Annotated in this window: 13 protein-coding genes; 5 read left to right on the plus strand and 8 right to left on the minus strand. The window is 73.5% G+C overall.

The features are described from left to right. Nucleotides 1–15: 15 nt before the first annotated feature. Genes yvcK through uvrA form a run of 5 tightly spaced genes read right to left on the minus strand, consistent with a single transcriptional unit; the run spans nucleotide 16 to nucleotide 7,395 of the window. Nucleotides 16–1,014 carry a uridine diphosphate-N-acetylglucosamine-binding protein YvcK gene (yvcK, locus tag Q0858_RS13675; RefSeq protein ID WP_299055345.1) on the minus strand — a complete coding sequence of 333 codons (999 nt, stop codon included), beginning with the start codon at nucleotides 1,012–1,014 and terminating at the stop codon, nucleotides 16–18. Next, entirely contained in the window at nucleotides 1,011–1,883 is an 873-nt protein-coding gene (gene rapZ, locus Q0858_RS13680) for an RNase adapter RapZ (RefSeq protein WP_299055348.1), read from the minus strand. The genes yvcK and rapZ overlap by 4 nt, the downstream gene beginning before the upstream one ends. Beyond that, on the minus strand, nucleotides 1,880–3,877 hold the full coding sequence (gene uvrC / locus Q0858_RS13685; protein WP_299055351.1) for an excinuclease ABC subunit UvrC: 1,998 nt from the start codon (nucleotides 3,875–3,877) through the stop codon (nucleotides 1,880–1,882). The genes rapZ and uvrC overlap by 4 nt, the downstream gene beginning before the upstream one ends. 59 nt (nucleotides 3,878–3,936) lie before the next feature. Further along, entirely contained in the window at nucleotides 3,937–4,389 is a 453-nt protein-coding gene (locus tag Q0858_RS13690) for a Rieske (2Fe-2S) protein (protein WP_299055354.1), read from the minus strand. A gap of 48 nt (nucleotides 4,390–4,437) precedes the next feature. Then, nucleotides 4,438–7,395, minus strand: coding sequence for an excinuclease ABC subunit UvrA (gene uvrA, locus Q0858_RS13695; protein ID WP_299055356.1), 2,958 nt, complete (start codon nucleotides 7,393–7,395; stop codon nucleotides 4,438–4,440). 421 nt (nucleotides 7,396–7,816) lie between these two features. On the opposite strand from uvrA, the gene Q0858_RS13700 reads away from it, so the two are divergent. Genes Q0858_RS13700 through Q0858_RS13720 form a run of 5 tightly spaced genes read left to right on the plus strand, consistent with a single transcriptional unit; the run spans nucleotide 7,817 to nucleotide 11,623 of the window. Then, complete coding sequence (locus Q0858_RS13700) at nucleotides 7,817–8,518, plus strand: maleylpyruvate isomerase family mycothiol-dependent enzyme (RefSeq protein ID WP_299055359.1); 702 nt, start codon at nucleotides 7,817–7,819, stop codon at nucleotides 8,516–8,518. After that, nucleotides 8,512–9,216, plus strand: a complete 705-nt coding sequence (locus tag Q0858_RS13705; protein WP_299055362.1) for an MBL fold metallo-hydrolase — start codon at nucleotides 8,512–8,514, stop codon at nucleotides 9,214–9,216. The genes Q0858_RS13700 and Q0858_RS13705 overlap by 7 nt, the downstream gene beginning before the upstream one ends. Beyond that, on the plus strand, nucleotides 9,213–10,157 hold the full coding sequence (locus Q0858_RS13710) for a DMT family transporter (RefSeq protein WP_299055365.1): 945 nt from the start codon (nucleotides 9,213–9,215) through the stop codon (nucleotides 10,155–10,157). Before Q0858_RS13705 ends, Q0858_RS13710 begins: the two co-directional genes overlap by 4 nt. 27 nt (nucleotides 10,158–10,184) lie before the next feature. Beyond that, nucleotides 10,185–10,964 carry a type I methionyl aminopeptidase gene (gene map / locus Q0858_RS13715; protein ID WP_299055368.1) on the plus strand — a complete coding sequence of 260 codons (780 nt, stop codon included), beginning with the start codon at nucleotides 10,185–10,187 and terminating at the stop codon, nucleotides 10,962–10,964. Further along, a complete protein-coding gene (locus tag Q0858_RS13720) occupies nucleotides 10,961–11,623 on the plus strand; it encodes a class I SAM-dependent methyltransferase (protein ID WP_299055371.1) in 663 nt (220 codons plus the stop codon). Before map ends, Q0858_RS13720 begins: the two co-directional genes overlap by 4 nt. 17 nt (nucleotides 11,624–11,640) lie before the next feature. Here Q0858_RS13720 and Q0858_RS13725 read toward each other — a convergent pair whose 3' ends face one another. The 3 genes from Q0858_RS13725 to Q0858_RS13735 are packed head-to-tail and all read right to left on the minus strand — an operon-like array spanning nucleotide 11,641 to nucleotide 14,710. Further along, nucleotides 11,641–12,741, minus strand: a complete 1,101-nt coding sequence (locus Q0858_RS13725; RefSeq protein WP_299055374.1) for a prenyltransferase — start codon at nucleotides 12,739–12,741, stop codon at nucleotides 11,641–11,643. Further along, the gene (locus tag Q0858_RS13730) at nucleotides 12,738–13,454 is read right to left on the minus strand and encodes a methyltransferase domain-containing protein (RefSeq protein WP_299055376.1); all 717 of its coding nucleotides are present in this window, start codon (nucleotides 13,452–13,454) and stop codon (nucleotides 12,738–12,740) included. The genes Q0858_RS13725 and Q0858_RS13730 overlap by 4 nt, the downstream gene beginning before the upstream one ends. Continuing rightward, nucleotides 13,448–14,710: a glycosyltransferase family 4 protein gene (locus tag Q0858_RS13735; protein ID WP_299055378.1), complete on the minus strand. Its 1,263-nt coding sequence runs from the start codon at nucleotides 14,708–14,710 to the stop codon at nucleotides 13,448–13,450. The genes Q0858_RS13730 and Q0858_RS13735 overlap by 7 nt, the downstream gene beginning before the upstream one ends. Between the last annotated feature and the right edge of the window lie 10 nt (nucleotides 14,711–14,720).

Here is a 14,720-nt window from a genome sequence, read left to right on the forward strand (position 1 = left end):
GGCGGCGGCCCGACCTCAGGCGCCGAAGACCTCGCCCAGCACCGCCGCGAGGCGGGTGGGGTCGTGGCGGGCCTCGCCGTCGTCGGTGGCCACGTCGGCGAGGACGAGGCGGCCGCCGGCGGCGGTCACGGCCTTCTCGAGCGCGGCGACGTCGTCGGGTCCGCCCACGCCGGCGCCGTGGGCGACGACGGCGTCGACGGCGAGGCCGGGGGCGTGCTCGAGCAGCGCGGCGAGGTGGTCCTCGGCGGCGAAGCCGCCGGTCTCGCCGGCCTGTGGCTCGAGGTTGAGGACGACGACCAGGCGGGCCGTCGTCCGCTCCAGCGCCTCGCGCAGGCCGGGGACCATGAGGTGGGTGATGACCGAGGTGAACCACGAGCCGGGCCCGAGCACGACCCAGTCGGCCGCCAGGATCGCCTCGACCGCCTCGGGGCAGGCCTCGGGCTCTGGCGGGTCGAGCGCGACCGAGACGATCTCGCCGTCGACGGTGGCGACCTCGACCTGGCCACGGACGGTGCGGACCGGGCCGTCGGGGCCGGCACCGACGTCGCGGACCCGGGCGGTGATGTCCATCGGGGTGGTCGCCATCGGCAGGACCCGCCCGCGCGCCCCCAGGAGCCGACCGACCCAGTCGAGCGCCTCCACGTGGTCGCCGAGGCGCTCCCACAATGACACGATGAGCAGGTTGCCGACCACGTGGCCGTTCATCTCCCCCGCCCCGGCGAACCGGTGCTGCAGGACGTCTGCCCAGGTGCGGCCCCACTCGTCGTCGCCGCACAGCGCCGCGAGGGCCATGCGCAGGTCGCCGGGCGGCAGGACGCCGAACTCCCCGCGCAACCGCCCCGAGGAGCCCCCGTTGTCGGCGACGGTGACCACCGCGGTGATCTCGTCGAGGGTGAGGTCGTCCACCAGCCGGCTGAGCGCGCTGAGGGTGGCGTACAGGCCGTGGCCGCCACCGAGGGCGACGACCGACTGCGCGTACTGGCTCGCGCCGTGGCCCGCCGGGGACGCGGTCACTCGCGCCCCAGGTCCCGGTGGGTGGCGCGGGCGTCGTACCCGCGGTCGCGCAGGCGCTGGGCCATCTCCTCGGACATGGCGACGCTGCGGTGCTTGCCGCCCGTGCAGCCGATCGCGATGGTGGCGAACCGCTTGCCCTCCCGCAGGTAGCCGGCGGCGACCGTCTCGACCAGGGGGACGTACTGGTCCAGGAAGCCCTGCGCGCCCTCGCGGCTCATCACGTACTCCGCGACCTCGGTGTCGCGGCCGTTCATCGACCGCAGCTCCGGCACCCAGAACGGGTTGGGCAGGAAGCGCATGTCGGCGACGAGGTCGGCGTCGACGGGGATGCCGTACTTGAACCCGAAGCTGACCACCGAGATCTTCAGCCGCGTGGCGTCGGGGGTGCCGAACGCCTCGGCGACGCGGTCGGTCAGCTGGTGGACGTTGAGGGTGGTGGTGTCGATGACGAGGTCCGCGTTGCTCCGCAGGTCGGCCAGGACGACCCGCTCGCGCTGCAGCCCGTCGAGCAGCCGGCCGCCCGCCTGGAGCGGGTGGGGGCGCCGGGCGGCCTCCTGCCGCCGGACCAGGACGTCGTCGGAGGCGTCGAGGAACAGCAGCGTCGTACGGCGGCCCGTGGCGCCCTGGGCGACGTTGGCCTGGAGGCTGTCGAAGAACGACCCGGACCGGACGTCGACCACGACGGCGACCGGCTGGCTCGGCCCCGCGCTCTCGTCGACGAGGCGGACGACGTCGCGCAGCAGGCTGGGCGGCATGTTGTCGACCACGTAGAAGCCGAGGTCCTCCAGCTCCTTGGCGGCCGTGCTGCGACCGGCGCCGGTCATGCCGGTGACGACGACGAGCTCGCCGGCCGGAGGGGCTGCGCTCACGGGGTGTCCTCGATGATCTCGCCGGTCGCGGTGTTGACGCTCACGGGAGCATCCTGGCCGACCGCGGGCGCGACCGCCTCCTTGATGGCCGCGGCCGTGCGCGGACCGATGCCGGGGACCTGGGCGATCTCGTCGACCTCGGCCTGCCGCAGCTTGCGCAGCGAGCCGAAGTGCTTCAGCAGGGTCTTTCGGCGGACCTCCCCCAGGCCCGGCACGTCGTCGAGGGCGCTCTCGACCATCGACTTGCTGCGGCGGCTGCGGTGGTGGTTGATCGCGAACCGGTGGGCCTCGTCCCGCACGCGCTGCAGCAGGTACAGGCCCTCGGAGGACCGGGGCAGGATCACCGGGTCCTCCTCGGTCGGCAGCCACACCTCCTCCAGGCGCTTGGCCAGCCCGCACACCGGGACGTCGTCGATGCCGAGCTCCGTCAGCGCGCGCTGCGCCGCGGCGACCTGCGGCGGGCCGCCGTCCACGACGACGAGGCCGGGGGCGTAGGCGAACTTGCGGGGCCGCCCGGTCTCCGGGTCGACCAGCATCGGCCCGGAGTCGGTCTGCTGCTCCAGGCTGTTGGACTGCTCGTCGAGGAGCCGCTTGAAGCGCCGCGTGATGACCTCGTGCATCGACGCGACGTCGTTCTGCCCGTCGACGGCCTTGATCACGAAGCGGCGGTACTCGCTCTTGCGGGACAGGCCGTCCTCGAAGACGACCATGGAGGCGACGACCTCGGTGCCCTGCAGGTTCGAGACGTCGTAGCACTCGATCCGCAGCGGCGCCTCCTCCAGGTCGAGGGCGTCCGCGATCTCCTCCAGCGCGCGGTTGCGGGTCGTGAGGTCGCTGGCGCGCTTCGTCTTGTGCAGGGCCAGGGCCTGCAACGCGTTGCGGCCGACGGTCTCCTGCAGGGACTTCTTGTCACCCCGTTGCGGCACCCGGATCTCGACCCTCGACCCCTTGAGCTCGCCCAGCAGCTGCTCGAGGGTCGCGGTGTCGGGAGGCAGGGCCGGGACGAGGACCTCCCGCGGGATCGTGTCCGCCTCGCCGGCGTACGCCTGGAGCAGGAAGTTCTCCACGAGCTCGGGGGTGCCGCCCTCCTCGACGCGGTCGGCGACCCAGCCCCGCTGGCCGCGGATCCGGCCGCCGCGGACGTAGAAGATCTGGACGGCGACCTCGAGGGGGTCCTCCGCGAAGGCGATGACGTCGGCGTCCGCGCCGTCGGACAGCACGACGGTCTGCTTCTCGAGCGCCCGCTCCATCGCGCCGAGGTCGTCGCGGAGCCGGGCGGCGCGCTCGTACTCCTGCGCCTCCGACGCCGCCATCATCTCCTTGCGGATGCGGGTCATGAACGGCTTGCTGCGCCCGCCGACGAAGTCGCAGAAGTCGTCGACGATCGCGCGGTGCTCCTCGGCGGTGACCTTGCCGACGCAGGGGGCGGCGCACTTGTCGATGTAGCCGAGCAGGCAGGGTCGGCCGATCTGCTGGCTGCGCTTGAACACCCCGGCGCTGCAGGAGCGCATCGGGAAGACGCGCAGCAGCACGTCGACGGTCTCGCGGATCGCCCAGGCGTGGCTGTACGGGCCGAAGTAGCGGGTGCCCTTGCGCTTCGCGCCCCGCCCGACCATGACCCGCGGGAACTCCTCGCCGGTCGTCACCGCCAGCCACGGGTACGACTTGTCGTCGCGGTACTTGACGTTGAAGCGGGGGTCGAACTCCTTGATCCAGGAGTACTCCAGCTGCAGCGCCTCGACCTCGGTCGCCACGACCGTCCACTCGACGCTCGCCGCGGTCGTGACCATCGTCGCGGTGCGGGGGTGGAGGTTCCCGATGTCCTGGAAGTACGACGACAGCCGGGCCCGGAGGCTCTTCGCCTTGCCGACGTAGACGACCCGCCCCTTGGGGTCACGGAAGCGGTAGACACCCGGCTGGGTGGGGATCGAGCCGGGCTCCGGGCGGTACGACAGCGGCCCCCGCGAGGTCCTCCTGGTGCGTCCCGATGCCACCCGCCAAGCCTACGGACCCCCGCCGACGGCGGGTGCCCCGGAGGGCCGGTGGAGCTCCGTCAGGCGACGGTGATCTCGTCGTTCTCGACGGTGATCTCGACCGTGGGCAGCGGGTCGGTCGCGGGGCCGGCGGTCGGGGCGCCGTCCTCGAGGGAGAACTTGCTGCCGTGGCAGGCGCAGTCGATGGTCTCGGTGACCTCGGTGACGGTGCATCCCTGGTGGGTGCACTCGGCGCCGAAGGCCTTGAAGTCCCCCTCGGTGGGCTGGGTGACCACGACGCCCTGGTCGGCGTAGATCACGCCGCCGCCGACGGGGATGTCGCTGGTCGGCGCCAGCGCGGTCCCGGTGGCGGCGGTCTCGCCGGAACCGGAGTCCGCGCCCGTGTCGGACCCGGAGTCGGAGGAGCAGGCCGCGAGGAACGGGACGCCGAGGCCCACGCAGGCCACGCCCCCGATCGCCGTACGGCGGGACAGGCAGCGGTGGACGGGCTGGGCGTCGGGGGAAGCGCTCATGGCCGTGAGCGTAGCCAGGAGGACCTTGCGAAGACCCTCAGCGGCGCGTCACTTCACGGCCGCCTTCTTGCGTGCCGCCCGCTTGCGGGCCGCGGTCGCGGTGCGGCTGCGGACCGGGAGCTCGTCCTTGGGCGGACGCTTCGCGCGGCTGCGCGTCGCCTCCTTGCCCTCCAGGATCGGCGCGAGGAACCGGCCGGTGTGGCTCGCCTCGACGGCGATGACCTCCTCCGGCGTGCCCTCGGCGACGATCATGCCGCCGCGGGTGCCGCCCTCGGGGCCCATGTCGACCAGCCAGTCGGCGGTCTTGATGACGTCGAGGTTGTGCTCGATGACCAGCACCGTGTTGCCGTTGTCGACGAGGCGGCCGAGGACGCCGAGCAGCTTGCGGATGTCCTCGAAGTGCAGGCCCGTCGTGGGCTCGTCGAGCACGTAGACCGTGCGGCCGGTCGAGCGCTTCTGCAGCTCCGACGACAGCTTCACCCGCTGGGCCTCGCCACCGGACAGGGTGGTGGCCGGCTGACCGAGGCGGACGTAGCCGAGGCCGACCTCGACCAGGGTCTTCATGTGCCGGCTGATCGCGGGCACGGCCTCGAAGAAGTCGACGGCCTCCTCGATCGGCATCTGCAGGACGTCGGCGATGGTCTTGCCCTTGTAGTGGACCTCGAGCGTCTCGCGGTTGTAGCGGGCGCCGTGGCAGACCTCGCACGGGACGTAGACGTCCGGGAGGAAGTTCATCTCGATCTTGATCGTGCCGTCGCCGGCGCACGCCTCGCAGCGCCCGCCCTTGACGTTGAACGAGAAGCGGCCCTGCTGGTAGCCGCGGACCTTCGCCTCCTGGGTGGCGGCGAACAGCTTGCGGACGTGGTCGAAGACCCCGGTGTACGTCGCCGGGTTCGACCGCGGCGTCCGGCCGATGGGCGACTGGTCGACGTGGACGACCTTGTCGACGTGCTCGACGCCGGTGATCTTGCGGTGGCGGCCCGGCACGGTGCGGGCGCCGTACAGCTGCTTGGCGAGCGAGGTGTAGAGGATGTCGTTGACCAGCGTCGACTTGCCGGACCCGGAGACGCCGGTGACGGCGACGAACAGCCCGAGGGGGAAGGTCGCGGTGACCTCGTCGAGGTTGTTCTGCCGGGCGCCGTGGACCGTGAGCTCGCGGCCCACCGTGCGCGGCCGGCGTACGGCGGGGACGGGGATCTCCTCGCGGCCCGACAGGTAGCGGCCGGTGAGGGAGTCCGGGTGCTCGAGCAGGCCCTGGACGGTGCCGGAGTGCACCACCTGGCCGCCGTGCTCGCCGGCGCCGGGACCGACGTCGACGACGTGGTCGGCGACCTTGATGGTGTCCTCGTCGTGCTCGACGACGATGAGGGTGTTGCCGAGGTCCCGCAGCCGGATCAGGGTCTCGATCAGGCGGTGGTTGTCGCGCTGGTGCAGCCCGATGGAGGGCTCGTCGAGCACGTAGAGGACGCCGACGAGGCCGGCGCCGATCTGCGTGGCGAGGCGGATGCGCTGGGCCTCGCCGCCCGACAGCGACCCCGAGGGCCGGTCGAGGGTGAGGTAGTCGAGGCCGACGTCCAGCAGGAACCGGAGCCGCTCGTTGATCTCCTTGAGCACCTGCTCGGCGATCTGGCGCTCGCGGCCGCTGAGCTCGAGGCCGGCCAGGAAGTCGGCGGCCTCGTTGATGGGAAGCGCACAGACCGAGGCGATGTCCCGGCCGCCGACGGTGACGGCCAGCGACACCGGCTTGAGGCGGCTCCCCCGGCAGGTCGGGCAGGGGACCTCGCGCATGAAGCCCTCGAAGCGCTCCCGGCTGGTGTCCGACTCGGCCTCCCGGTGGCGCCGCTCGACGTACTTCGCGACGCCCTCGAACTCCGAGTAGTAGGAGCGCTCGCGGCCGTAGCGGTTGCGGTGGCGCACGTGGACCTTGGTGGGGTGCCCGCCGAGGATCGCCGCGTGGGCGCTGCGGGGCATGTCCTCCCACGGGGTGTCGAGGTCGAAGCCGAGCTCGTCGCCGAGCGCGCCGAGCAGCCGGATGAAGTAGTCGGCGACGTGCGCGCCGCTCCAGGGCTGGATGGCGCCGTCCGCGAGGGTGGCACCGGGGTCGGGGACCACCAGCTCGGGGTCGATCTCCAGGCGGGTGCCGAGGCCGGAGCAGGCCGGGCAGGCGCCGAAGGGCGAGTTGAACGAGAACGAGCGCGGCTCGAGCTCGTCGGTGTCGATCGCGTGGTCGTTCGGGCACGACATCTTCTCGGAGAACCGCAGCTCGCGGCCCGGGTCCTTCGCGGGCAGGTCGACGAACTCGAGCAGCACCAGGCCGCCCGCCAGGCGCAGCGCGGTCTCGACCGAGTCGGTGAGGCGGCGCTTGGCGGTGTCCTTGACCGCCAGGCGGTCGACGACGACCTCGATCGTGTGCTTCTTCTGCTTGTCGAGCTTGGGCGGGTCGTCCATCGGGTGGGTCTCGCCGTCGACCCGGGCCCGGCTGAACCCCTGGGTCTGCAGCTCGCGGAACAGGTCGACGTACTCGCCCTTGCGGCCGCGGACGACGGGGGCGAGGACCTGGAAGCGGCGGCCCTCCTCGAGCGCCAGCACGCGGTCCACGATCTGCTGCGGCGTCTGCCGCTCGATGGGCGCGCCGCAGGTCGGGCAGTGCGGACGGCCCGCGCGGGCGTAGAGCAGGCGGAGGTAGTCGTAGACCTCGGTGATCGTGCCGACCGTCGACCGCGGGTTGCGGGAGGTCGACTTCTGGTCGATCGACACCGCGGGCGAGAGGCCCTCGATGAAGTCGACGTCGGGCTTGTCCATCTGGCCGAGGAACTGGCGGGCGTACGCCGACAGCGACTCGACGTACCGGCGCTGGCCCTCGGCGAAGATCGTGTCGAACGCGAGGCTGGACTTCCCGGAGCCGGACAGCCCGGTGAAGACGATGAGCGCGTCGCGCGGGAGGTCGACGGAGACGTCCTTGAGGTTGTGCTCGCGGGCGCCGCGGATGATGAGCTGGTCGGCCATGGGGCGGGCGGTCCTTCGGGTCCCTCGTCGTGGACAGGTCGTCGTGGTCGAACAAGTGTTCGTCAGCGCGGCGTGCGGCGCAAGGCGCCGCGCCGTCCGGTGGGGAGGCCCGGGCCGCGGGTGATACCACCTTGCCACGCCGGTGAGGCAGGTACCCAACGCTGTGGGAAGGATCTCCGACCCGCCGCGCGGCGTCCGTCACGCCGTCGTCGCGGGCACGGGCTCGGGGCTCGGGCGGCCCGGGGGCGACTTCCCAGGGTAGGCAGTGACCTTGGCACGTACCGTGCCGAATTCAGCACGGTAGGTGCCGACTTCCCAGGGGACCCTGGGAAGTCGGCCCTGGGCCCCGCCCCGACCATCCCGGCCCGCGCACCGGGGCGGACCCGCGAGGGGCGGGTGCATCATGACCACCATGCCGAGCGTGGACCTGCAGCCCCTGACCGACTCCACGCGGCGGCTGGTGCGGACCGTCGACGCCCTGGACGAGCCGCTGCTGGCGGCTCCGTCGCTGCTGCCGGGCTGGAGCCGCTCGCACGTCGTGGCGCACCTCACGCTCAACGCCGAGGCCATGGCGGGGGCGGCCGACGGCGTGCGGGGCAGCACGCCCCGGCCGCTGTACGCCTCGCGGGAGTCGCGCGACGCCGACATCGAGGAGCTGGCCCACGTCACCTGCACGGAGCTGCGGCAGCGGTTCCTCGCCAGCACCTCGCGCCTGGCCGACGCGCTCGCCGGCCTGCCCGACGAGACCCTGGTCGCCGAGGTCGAGTGGTACCCGGGCGGCCCCCTCCGCGCCGTCGCCCAGTTCCCCGAGATCCGCCGCGCCGAGGTCGAGGTGCACCACGCCGACCTGGCCACCGGCGAGTACGACGCGACGTCCTGGCCGGGCGACTTCCGGGCCTGGCTGATCGACAGCCGCGCCCGCACGCTGAGCCCGGAGACGGGCGCCGAGCCCTTCACCGTGTACGCCGGCGACCTCGACCGCACCTGGTCGGTCGCGGGCGGCGGCGAGTCCGACCCCGTCGTCACCGGGTCGTCCGCGGACCTGGCCTGGTGGCTGTCCGGCCGGGGCGACGCCTCGGGTCTCGCCTCGGACGACCCGCTCCCTAGGATCGCGGGATGGTGACCTCCTCCCCCGAGCCGGCGTCGACGTCCGGCCCCTACACGGGCTCCGTCTCCCCCGGCGGTGACGCCGACGTGCGGGAGCTCGACGCCCTCGTCATCACGAAGGTCGCGGTCGACGGGCAGATGTCGAACAACTGCTACCTGCTGCGCTGCACCGCCACCGGCGACCAGCTGCTGGTCGACGCCGCGGACGAGGCGCCCCGCCTGCTCGAGCTCGTCGGCTCCGCCGGTCTGACGCGTGTCGTCACCACCCACCAGCACTGGGACCACCACCGCGCCCTGGCCGAGGTCGTGGAGGCCACCGGCGCCGAGGTGCTGGTCGGGGCCCCGGACGCCGAGGAGACCGCGAAGCAGACCGGCGTCACCGTCGACCGCCGGTTGGTCGACGGCGACGAGGTCACCGTGGGCGACGTCAGCCTGCGCGTCATCCACCTGGTCGGCCACACCCCCGGCTCCGTCGCGCTCGTGTACGACGACCCGAGCGGGCACCCCCACCTCTTCACCGGCGACAGCCTCTTCCCGGGCGGCCCGGGCAAGACCTGGTCGGCGGAGGACAACGCGTCGCTGCTCGACGACCTCGAGGCCAAGGTCTTCGGGACGCTGCCGGACAGCACCTGGTTCTACCCCGGCCACGGCGACGACTCGACGCTCGGCGCCGAACGGCCCCAGCTGGCGGAGTGGCGCGAGCGGGGTTGGTGACGCAGGAGCCCCGCACCGGACGGCGTACCGCCCCGACCGGGCTCCTGCTGGTCTGCGGGGCCGGGGTCGTCTGGGGCACGATCGGCCCCGCGGTCGCGGTGGTCGGCGACCGCACCTCCCTGTCGGTGCTGATGATGGGCGCCTACCGGTCGGTCGCCGCCGTCCTGGTGATGGTCGCCGTGGTGGCCCTCGGCCGGCACTGGGGCACCTGCCGCCGCCTGCTGCGGGAGGCCGGCGCCCGGGCCGTGACGGTCGGGCTGCTCACGGCGGCCTTCCAGATGCTGTTCTTCGTCGCCGTGCTGGCGACCGGGGTGAGCGTCGCGACCGTGGTCGCGATGGGCATCCCTCCCGTCCTGCTGCTGGTCCTGCACACCGTCCGCGACCGGCGCGCACCCTCGCTCGGGCAGCTCGCGACGGTGGCGACCGCGCTGGCCGGTCTGCTGCTGGTCAGCCTGCTCGGGGGCGGCCACGCACCCGGCGGGGAGACGACGGTGTCCGGGGTGCTGATCGCGCTGGCCTCCGGCGCGGCGTACGCGCTGTCGGCCGAGTTCGGTGGCCCCCTGACCAAGACGTACGGCGCCGTCCCGACCGCTACCGCCACCCTGTCGGTGGTCTGCCTGACCCTGGTGCCCCTCGGCGTCGTGACCGCCCTGGTCCTCGACCAGCCGATGACCACGTCGGACCCGGTGGCCTGGTCGCTCCTGGTCTACCTGGGCGTGGTGACGATGGCGCTCGCCTACGTGCTGCTCTTCGCGGGCCTGCGGACGACGTCCAGCGGCAACGCCGTCCTCGCCACCCTGCTGGAGCCGGTGACCGCCGTCCTGATCGCCGTGGCGTTCCTCGGCGAGGCGCTCACGGCCGCGGGTGTCGTCGGGTCGGCGCTGGTGCTCGTGGCCATCGCCAGCCTCGGCCGGCAGCTGGAGGAGCCGGAGCCGAAGTGAGGCGGGCCCGGCCGTAGGCTCGGGGGCATGATCGAGCTCCGTACCCCCGCCCAGATCGAGGAGATGCGACCCGCCGGCCGCTTCGTGGCCGAGGTCCTCGACGCGTTGCGGGACGCCGCCGACGTCGGTGTGAACCTCCTGGAGCTCGACGCCCTCGCGCACCGGATGATCACCGAGCGTGGCGCGGAGTCCTGCTACATCGACTACCACCCGTCGTTCGGGGCCTCGCCGTTCGGCAAGGTGCTGTGCACCTCGGTGAACGACGCGGTGCTGCACGGCCTCCCCCACGACTACGCGCTGAAGGACGGCGACCTGCTCAGCGTCGACTTCGCCGTCGCGGTCGACGGGTGGGTCGCCGACTCCGCCACCAGCGTGGTCGTCGGCACGCCCCGCGACGAGGACCTCCGCCTCATCGACACCTCCGAGCGGGCGCTCGAGGCCGGCATCGCCGCCGCCCGCGCCGGCAACCGCATCGGCGACATCTCGGCCGCCATCGCGCAGGTGGCCCGCGCCGAGGGTCTCGCGATCAACACGCAGTTCGGCGGCCACGGCGTCGGGCGGACGATGCACGGCGACCCGCACGTCCCGAACGACGGCAAGGCCGGGCGCGGCTTCCCGCTGAAGCCGGGCCTGGTCATCGCCATCGAGCCGTGGTTCCTGCACACCACCGACGAGATCTACACCGACGACGACGGCTGGACGCTGCGCAGCGGCGACGGCTCCCGCGGCGCCCACAGCGAGCACACCATCGCCGTCACCGACGGCGACCCGATCATCCTCACGGACCGGTCGTTCCTGGCGGCGTGAGCGCCTCGCCGGAGGAGCTGCTCGCCGCGGCCCGTCGGACGACGGGGTTCATGCCCGACGACGAGGGCCTCTTCCTCCACTCGTGGGCGAAGCGGGCGCTGGAGCACGGTCCGGTCCTGGAGATCGGGTCGTGGTGCGGCAAGTCCGCGGTCTACCTCGGCGCCGCCGCCCGCGAGGTCGGCGGCCCGCAGGCCGTCGTCCTCACCCTCGACCACCACCACGGGTCGGAGGAGAACCAGCCCGGCTGGGAGCACCACGACCCCAGGCTCGTCGACGCCCGCACCGGCCGCATCGACACGCTGCCGTTCCTGCGCCGCACCCTGGTCGACACCGGCCTCGAGGACGTCGTCGTCCCCCTCGTGGGCCACTCCGCCACCGTGGCGGCGGTCTGGCGCACCCCCCTGGCCCTGGTCTTCGTCGACGGCGGCCACGGCGAGGACCCCGCCCACGACGACTACACCGGTTGGGCACCCTGGGTGACGGCCGGCGGGCTGCTGGTGATCCACGACGTGTTCCCCGACCCCGCCGACGGCGGCCGCCCGCCGTACGACGTGTGGCGCCGCGCGCTGGCGTCCGGCGACTTCGCGGAGGAGGACGCCCTCGGGTCCATGCGGGTGCTGCGGCGCGTGCGCGGGGACGCGGGCGACCCGGTCAGCTGACCGCGTCCCGTCGCACCTCAGCCAGCGGTGGTGGCGCAGCAGTGCGGGCTGAGCTCGGGGAAGGGCGGGGCGAGGGAGTCGCCGCGCATGATGCCCGAGCCGGGGGTGGCGCGGCCGTGGCGGGCGCCGAGGGCGTCCGCGGCGAGGACGACGGCGCCGGCGGTGAAGGTGGTGTGCTCCGGCGGCCAGCGGACGCCGTCGTCGTACACGTAACCGGTCGCGTAGCGGCCGTCGTCGTCGCGCAGGTGCTGCAGGTCGCCGAGAAGGCGCAGGGCGCGGTCGTGCTCCCCCACCGCGTCGAGGGCCATGACGAGCTCGGCGGACTCCGCGCCGGTCACCCAGGGGTTGGTGTGGACGCAGCGCACCCCGAGGCCGGGCACGACGAAGTCGTCCCACCGCGACTCCAGGAGCGCGCGCCCCTCGGCGCCGCGGACGGCGCCGCCGAGGACCGGGTAGTACCAGTCCATGGCGAACGTCGACTTGTCCGCGAACTCGCCCGGGTGGCGGCGGATCGCGTGGCCGAGCCGACCACCTGCGAGCTCCCAGCCCGGCTGGGGCCGTCCGAGCAGCTCGGCGATCGCGACCCCGGCGCGGAGCGCCTGGTAGATCGACGACGACCCGGCGAGCAGCGCGCCGTCCTCGTGGACGTGGGAGGGAGCCCCGTCCACCCAGCACTCCTGCCACGGCATCCCGCCGAACGGCAGCTGCAGGGCGGTGACCCAGTCGAGGCCGGCCCGGACGGCGGGCCAGCAGCGGCGGACGAAGGCCTCGTCGCGCTCGACCAGCCAGTGGTGCCACACGCCGACGGCGAGGTACGCCGAGAAGTTCGCGTCGCCGGCGTCGTCCGTGACCACGCCCTCGACGACCGCGGTCGGCCACGAGCCGTCGAACCGCTGGAGGCCGAGGACCCAGTCGTAGGCGCGCCGGGCGGCGTCGAGGCGGCCGCCGACCACGAGGGCCATGGCGGCCTCGACGTGGTTCCAGACGTCGACGTGGCGGGCCGGCTCCCAGGGGATGGCCCCGTCGCGCTCCTGGACCCGGGCGATCGAGTCGACCGTCGCGGCCACCCGCTCGGCGTCGAGGACGCCGTCGACGGAGGGCAGGGAGGCGCTCGTCATCCGGCCGGCTTGCGGAGGTAGAGGACGAGGCTCTTGCCGACCAGCGGGTCGAGCACCCGCTCCGCCAGGCGGGTGGCCAGGGGCCGCTTCATGATGTCCCACACCAGGACCTGGTGGTAGGCGCGCACCAGCGGGTGCTTCTCCTTGCGGACACCGACGGCGCACTTGATCCACCAGTACGGCGTGTGGAGGCCGTGCACGTGGTCCGTGCCGACGACCTCGAGGCCGGCGCCACGGAGCTTCGTCGTCAGCTCCGCGTCGGTGTAGATGCGGATGTGCCCGCCGGGGTTGGAGTGGTACTCCGTCGACAGCGCCCAGCAGACCGCCTCGGGGAGCCACCGCGGCACGGTGACCGCCATGGTGCCGCCCGGCCTCAGCACGCGGGCGAGTTCGCCGATGGCGCGTAGATCGTCGGGGATGTGCTCGAGCACCTCGGCGGCGACGACCCGGTCGAACTCGCCGTCGCCGAACGGCAGCGCGAGGGCGTCGCCCTCCTTCACGTCGGCGGAGGCGGCGGCGGGCACCTGCCCCTCGTCCGCCATCGCACCGAACAGCTCGCGGACGGACTCGAGCTCGTCGACGTCCTGGTCGAACGCGATGACGTCGCCGCCGCGCCGGTAGGCCTCGAAGGCGTGGCGCCCGGCGCCGCAGCCCATGTCGAGGATGCGCTCGCCCGGCCGCAGGCCGAGCCGGTCGAAGTCCACGGTCAGCACGGCGGTGCCCCCTGTCCCTGACGCTCACGGCGGTGTCGCTCGACCGCCTCGGTGTACGACGCCGCGGTGGCCTCGGCCACCGCGCGCCAGCTGAACCGCTCGGTGGCCCGCGCCCGGCCGGCGGCGCCCATGGCAGCGCGGCGGTCCGGGTCGTCGAGCAGCGCGCCCAACGCCTGCTCCAGCTCACCGACGTCGCCGGGGCTGACGAGGTCGGCGCAGACCCCGTCGTCCCCGACCACCTCCGGGATCGCGCCGGCGCGGGAGACCACGAGCGGGGTCCCGCACGCCATGAGCTCGGCGGTGGGCAGCGAGAACCCCTCGTGCAGCGACGGCACGCAGGCGACCTCGGCGGACCCCATGACCGCGACCAGCTCGGCGTCGCTCAGTCCGTGGGTGAACGTGACGTGCTCGCCGATGCCGAGGCTCTCGACGAGGCGTTCGGTGACACCGCCCCGGGCGGGCTTCGCGACGAGCACCAGCGAGACGTCCCGCTCGGTGCGCAGCTTGGCGAACGCCTCGAGCAGCGTCGGGATGCCCTTGAGCGGCGCGTCCGCGCTGGCCATCGCCAGGATGCGGCCCGGCACCCGGGGCGTCGTGGGCGGCGTGAAGCCGTCGGGCACGCCGAGCGGGATCACGCGCAGCCGGTCCGGGCGGACACCGAACTCACGGACGATGTCGTCGGCCGAGGTCTCCGAGACCGTGACCACGGACGGCGACGCGGCGGCGACGCGGCGCTGCATGGCCAGGAAGCCGTACCAGCGGCGCAGCGTGACCTTCCGCCTCCAGGAGGTGGCCGCGGCCAGGTCGATGCGTCGGTCGAGGGTGATCGGGTGGTGGATCGTCGTGACCACCGGCAGCCCGTCGCCCTCCAGCGCCAGGACGCCGTCGGCCAGCGTCTGGTTGTCGTGGACGACGTCGAAGTCGGCGAGCCGCTCGGCCAGGAGCCGCCGTACGCGGAGGCCGAAGGTGCGGGGCTCGCCGAAGCCCGCGGTGCACATCGTGAGGTACTCGAGCACGTCGACGCGGTCGCGGAACTCACGCAGCGCGGGCCGTCGGAACGGGTCGGGCTCGCGGTACAGGTCGAGGCTCGGCACGCGGGTCAGGCCGACGCCGGGGTCGAGCACGGGGTACGGCGGGCCGGAGAACACCTCGACGGTGTGCCCCAGCGCGACGAGCTCGCGCGAGAGGTGGCGGACGTAGACGCCCTGGCCGCCCACGTGCTGCTTGCTGCGGTAGGACAGCAGCGCGACCCGCATCGACCCTCCC

This window comes from uncultured Nocardioides sp. (genome assembly GCF_947489365.1).
Classification (GTDB): domain Bacteria; phylum Actinomycetota; class Actinomycetes; order Propionibacteriales; family Nocardioidaceae; genus Nocardioides.

Bases quoted from the DNA above. Each gene is read 5' to 3' on its own strand.
- Q0858_RS13705 (WP_299055362.1), top strand. From the start codon at position 8,512: ATGGTGACCTCCTCCCCCGAGCCGGCGTCGACGTCCGGCCCCTACACG.
- uvrA (WP_299055356.1), bottom strand. From the start codon at position 7,395: ATGGCCGACCAGCTCATCATCCGCGGCGCCCGCGAGCACAACCTCAAG.
- map (WP_299055368.1), top strand. From the start codon at position 10,185: ATGATCGAGCTCCGTACCCCCGCCCAGATCGAGGAGATGCGACCCGCC.
- Q0858_RS13690 (WP_299055354.1), bottom strand. From the start codon at position 4,389: ATGAGCGCTTCCCCCGACGCCCAGCCCGTCCACCGCTGCCTGTCCCGC.
- Q0858_RS13725 (WP_299055374.1), bottom strand. From the start codon at position 12,741: ATGACGAGCGCCTCCCTGCCCTCCGTCGACGGCGTCCTCGACGCCGAG.
- Q0858_RS13735 (WP_299055378.1), bottom strand. From the start codon at position 14,710: ATGCGGGTCGCGCTGCTGTCCTACCGCAGCAAGCAGCACGTGGGCGGC.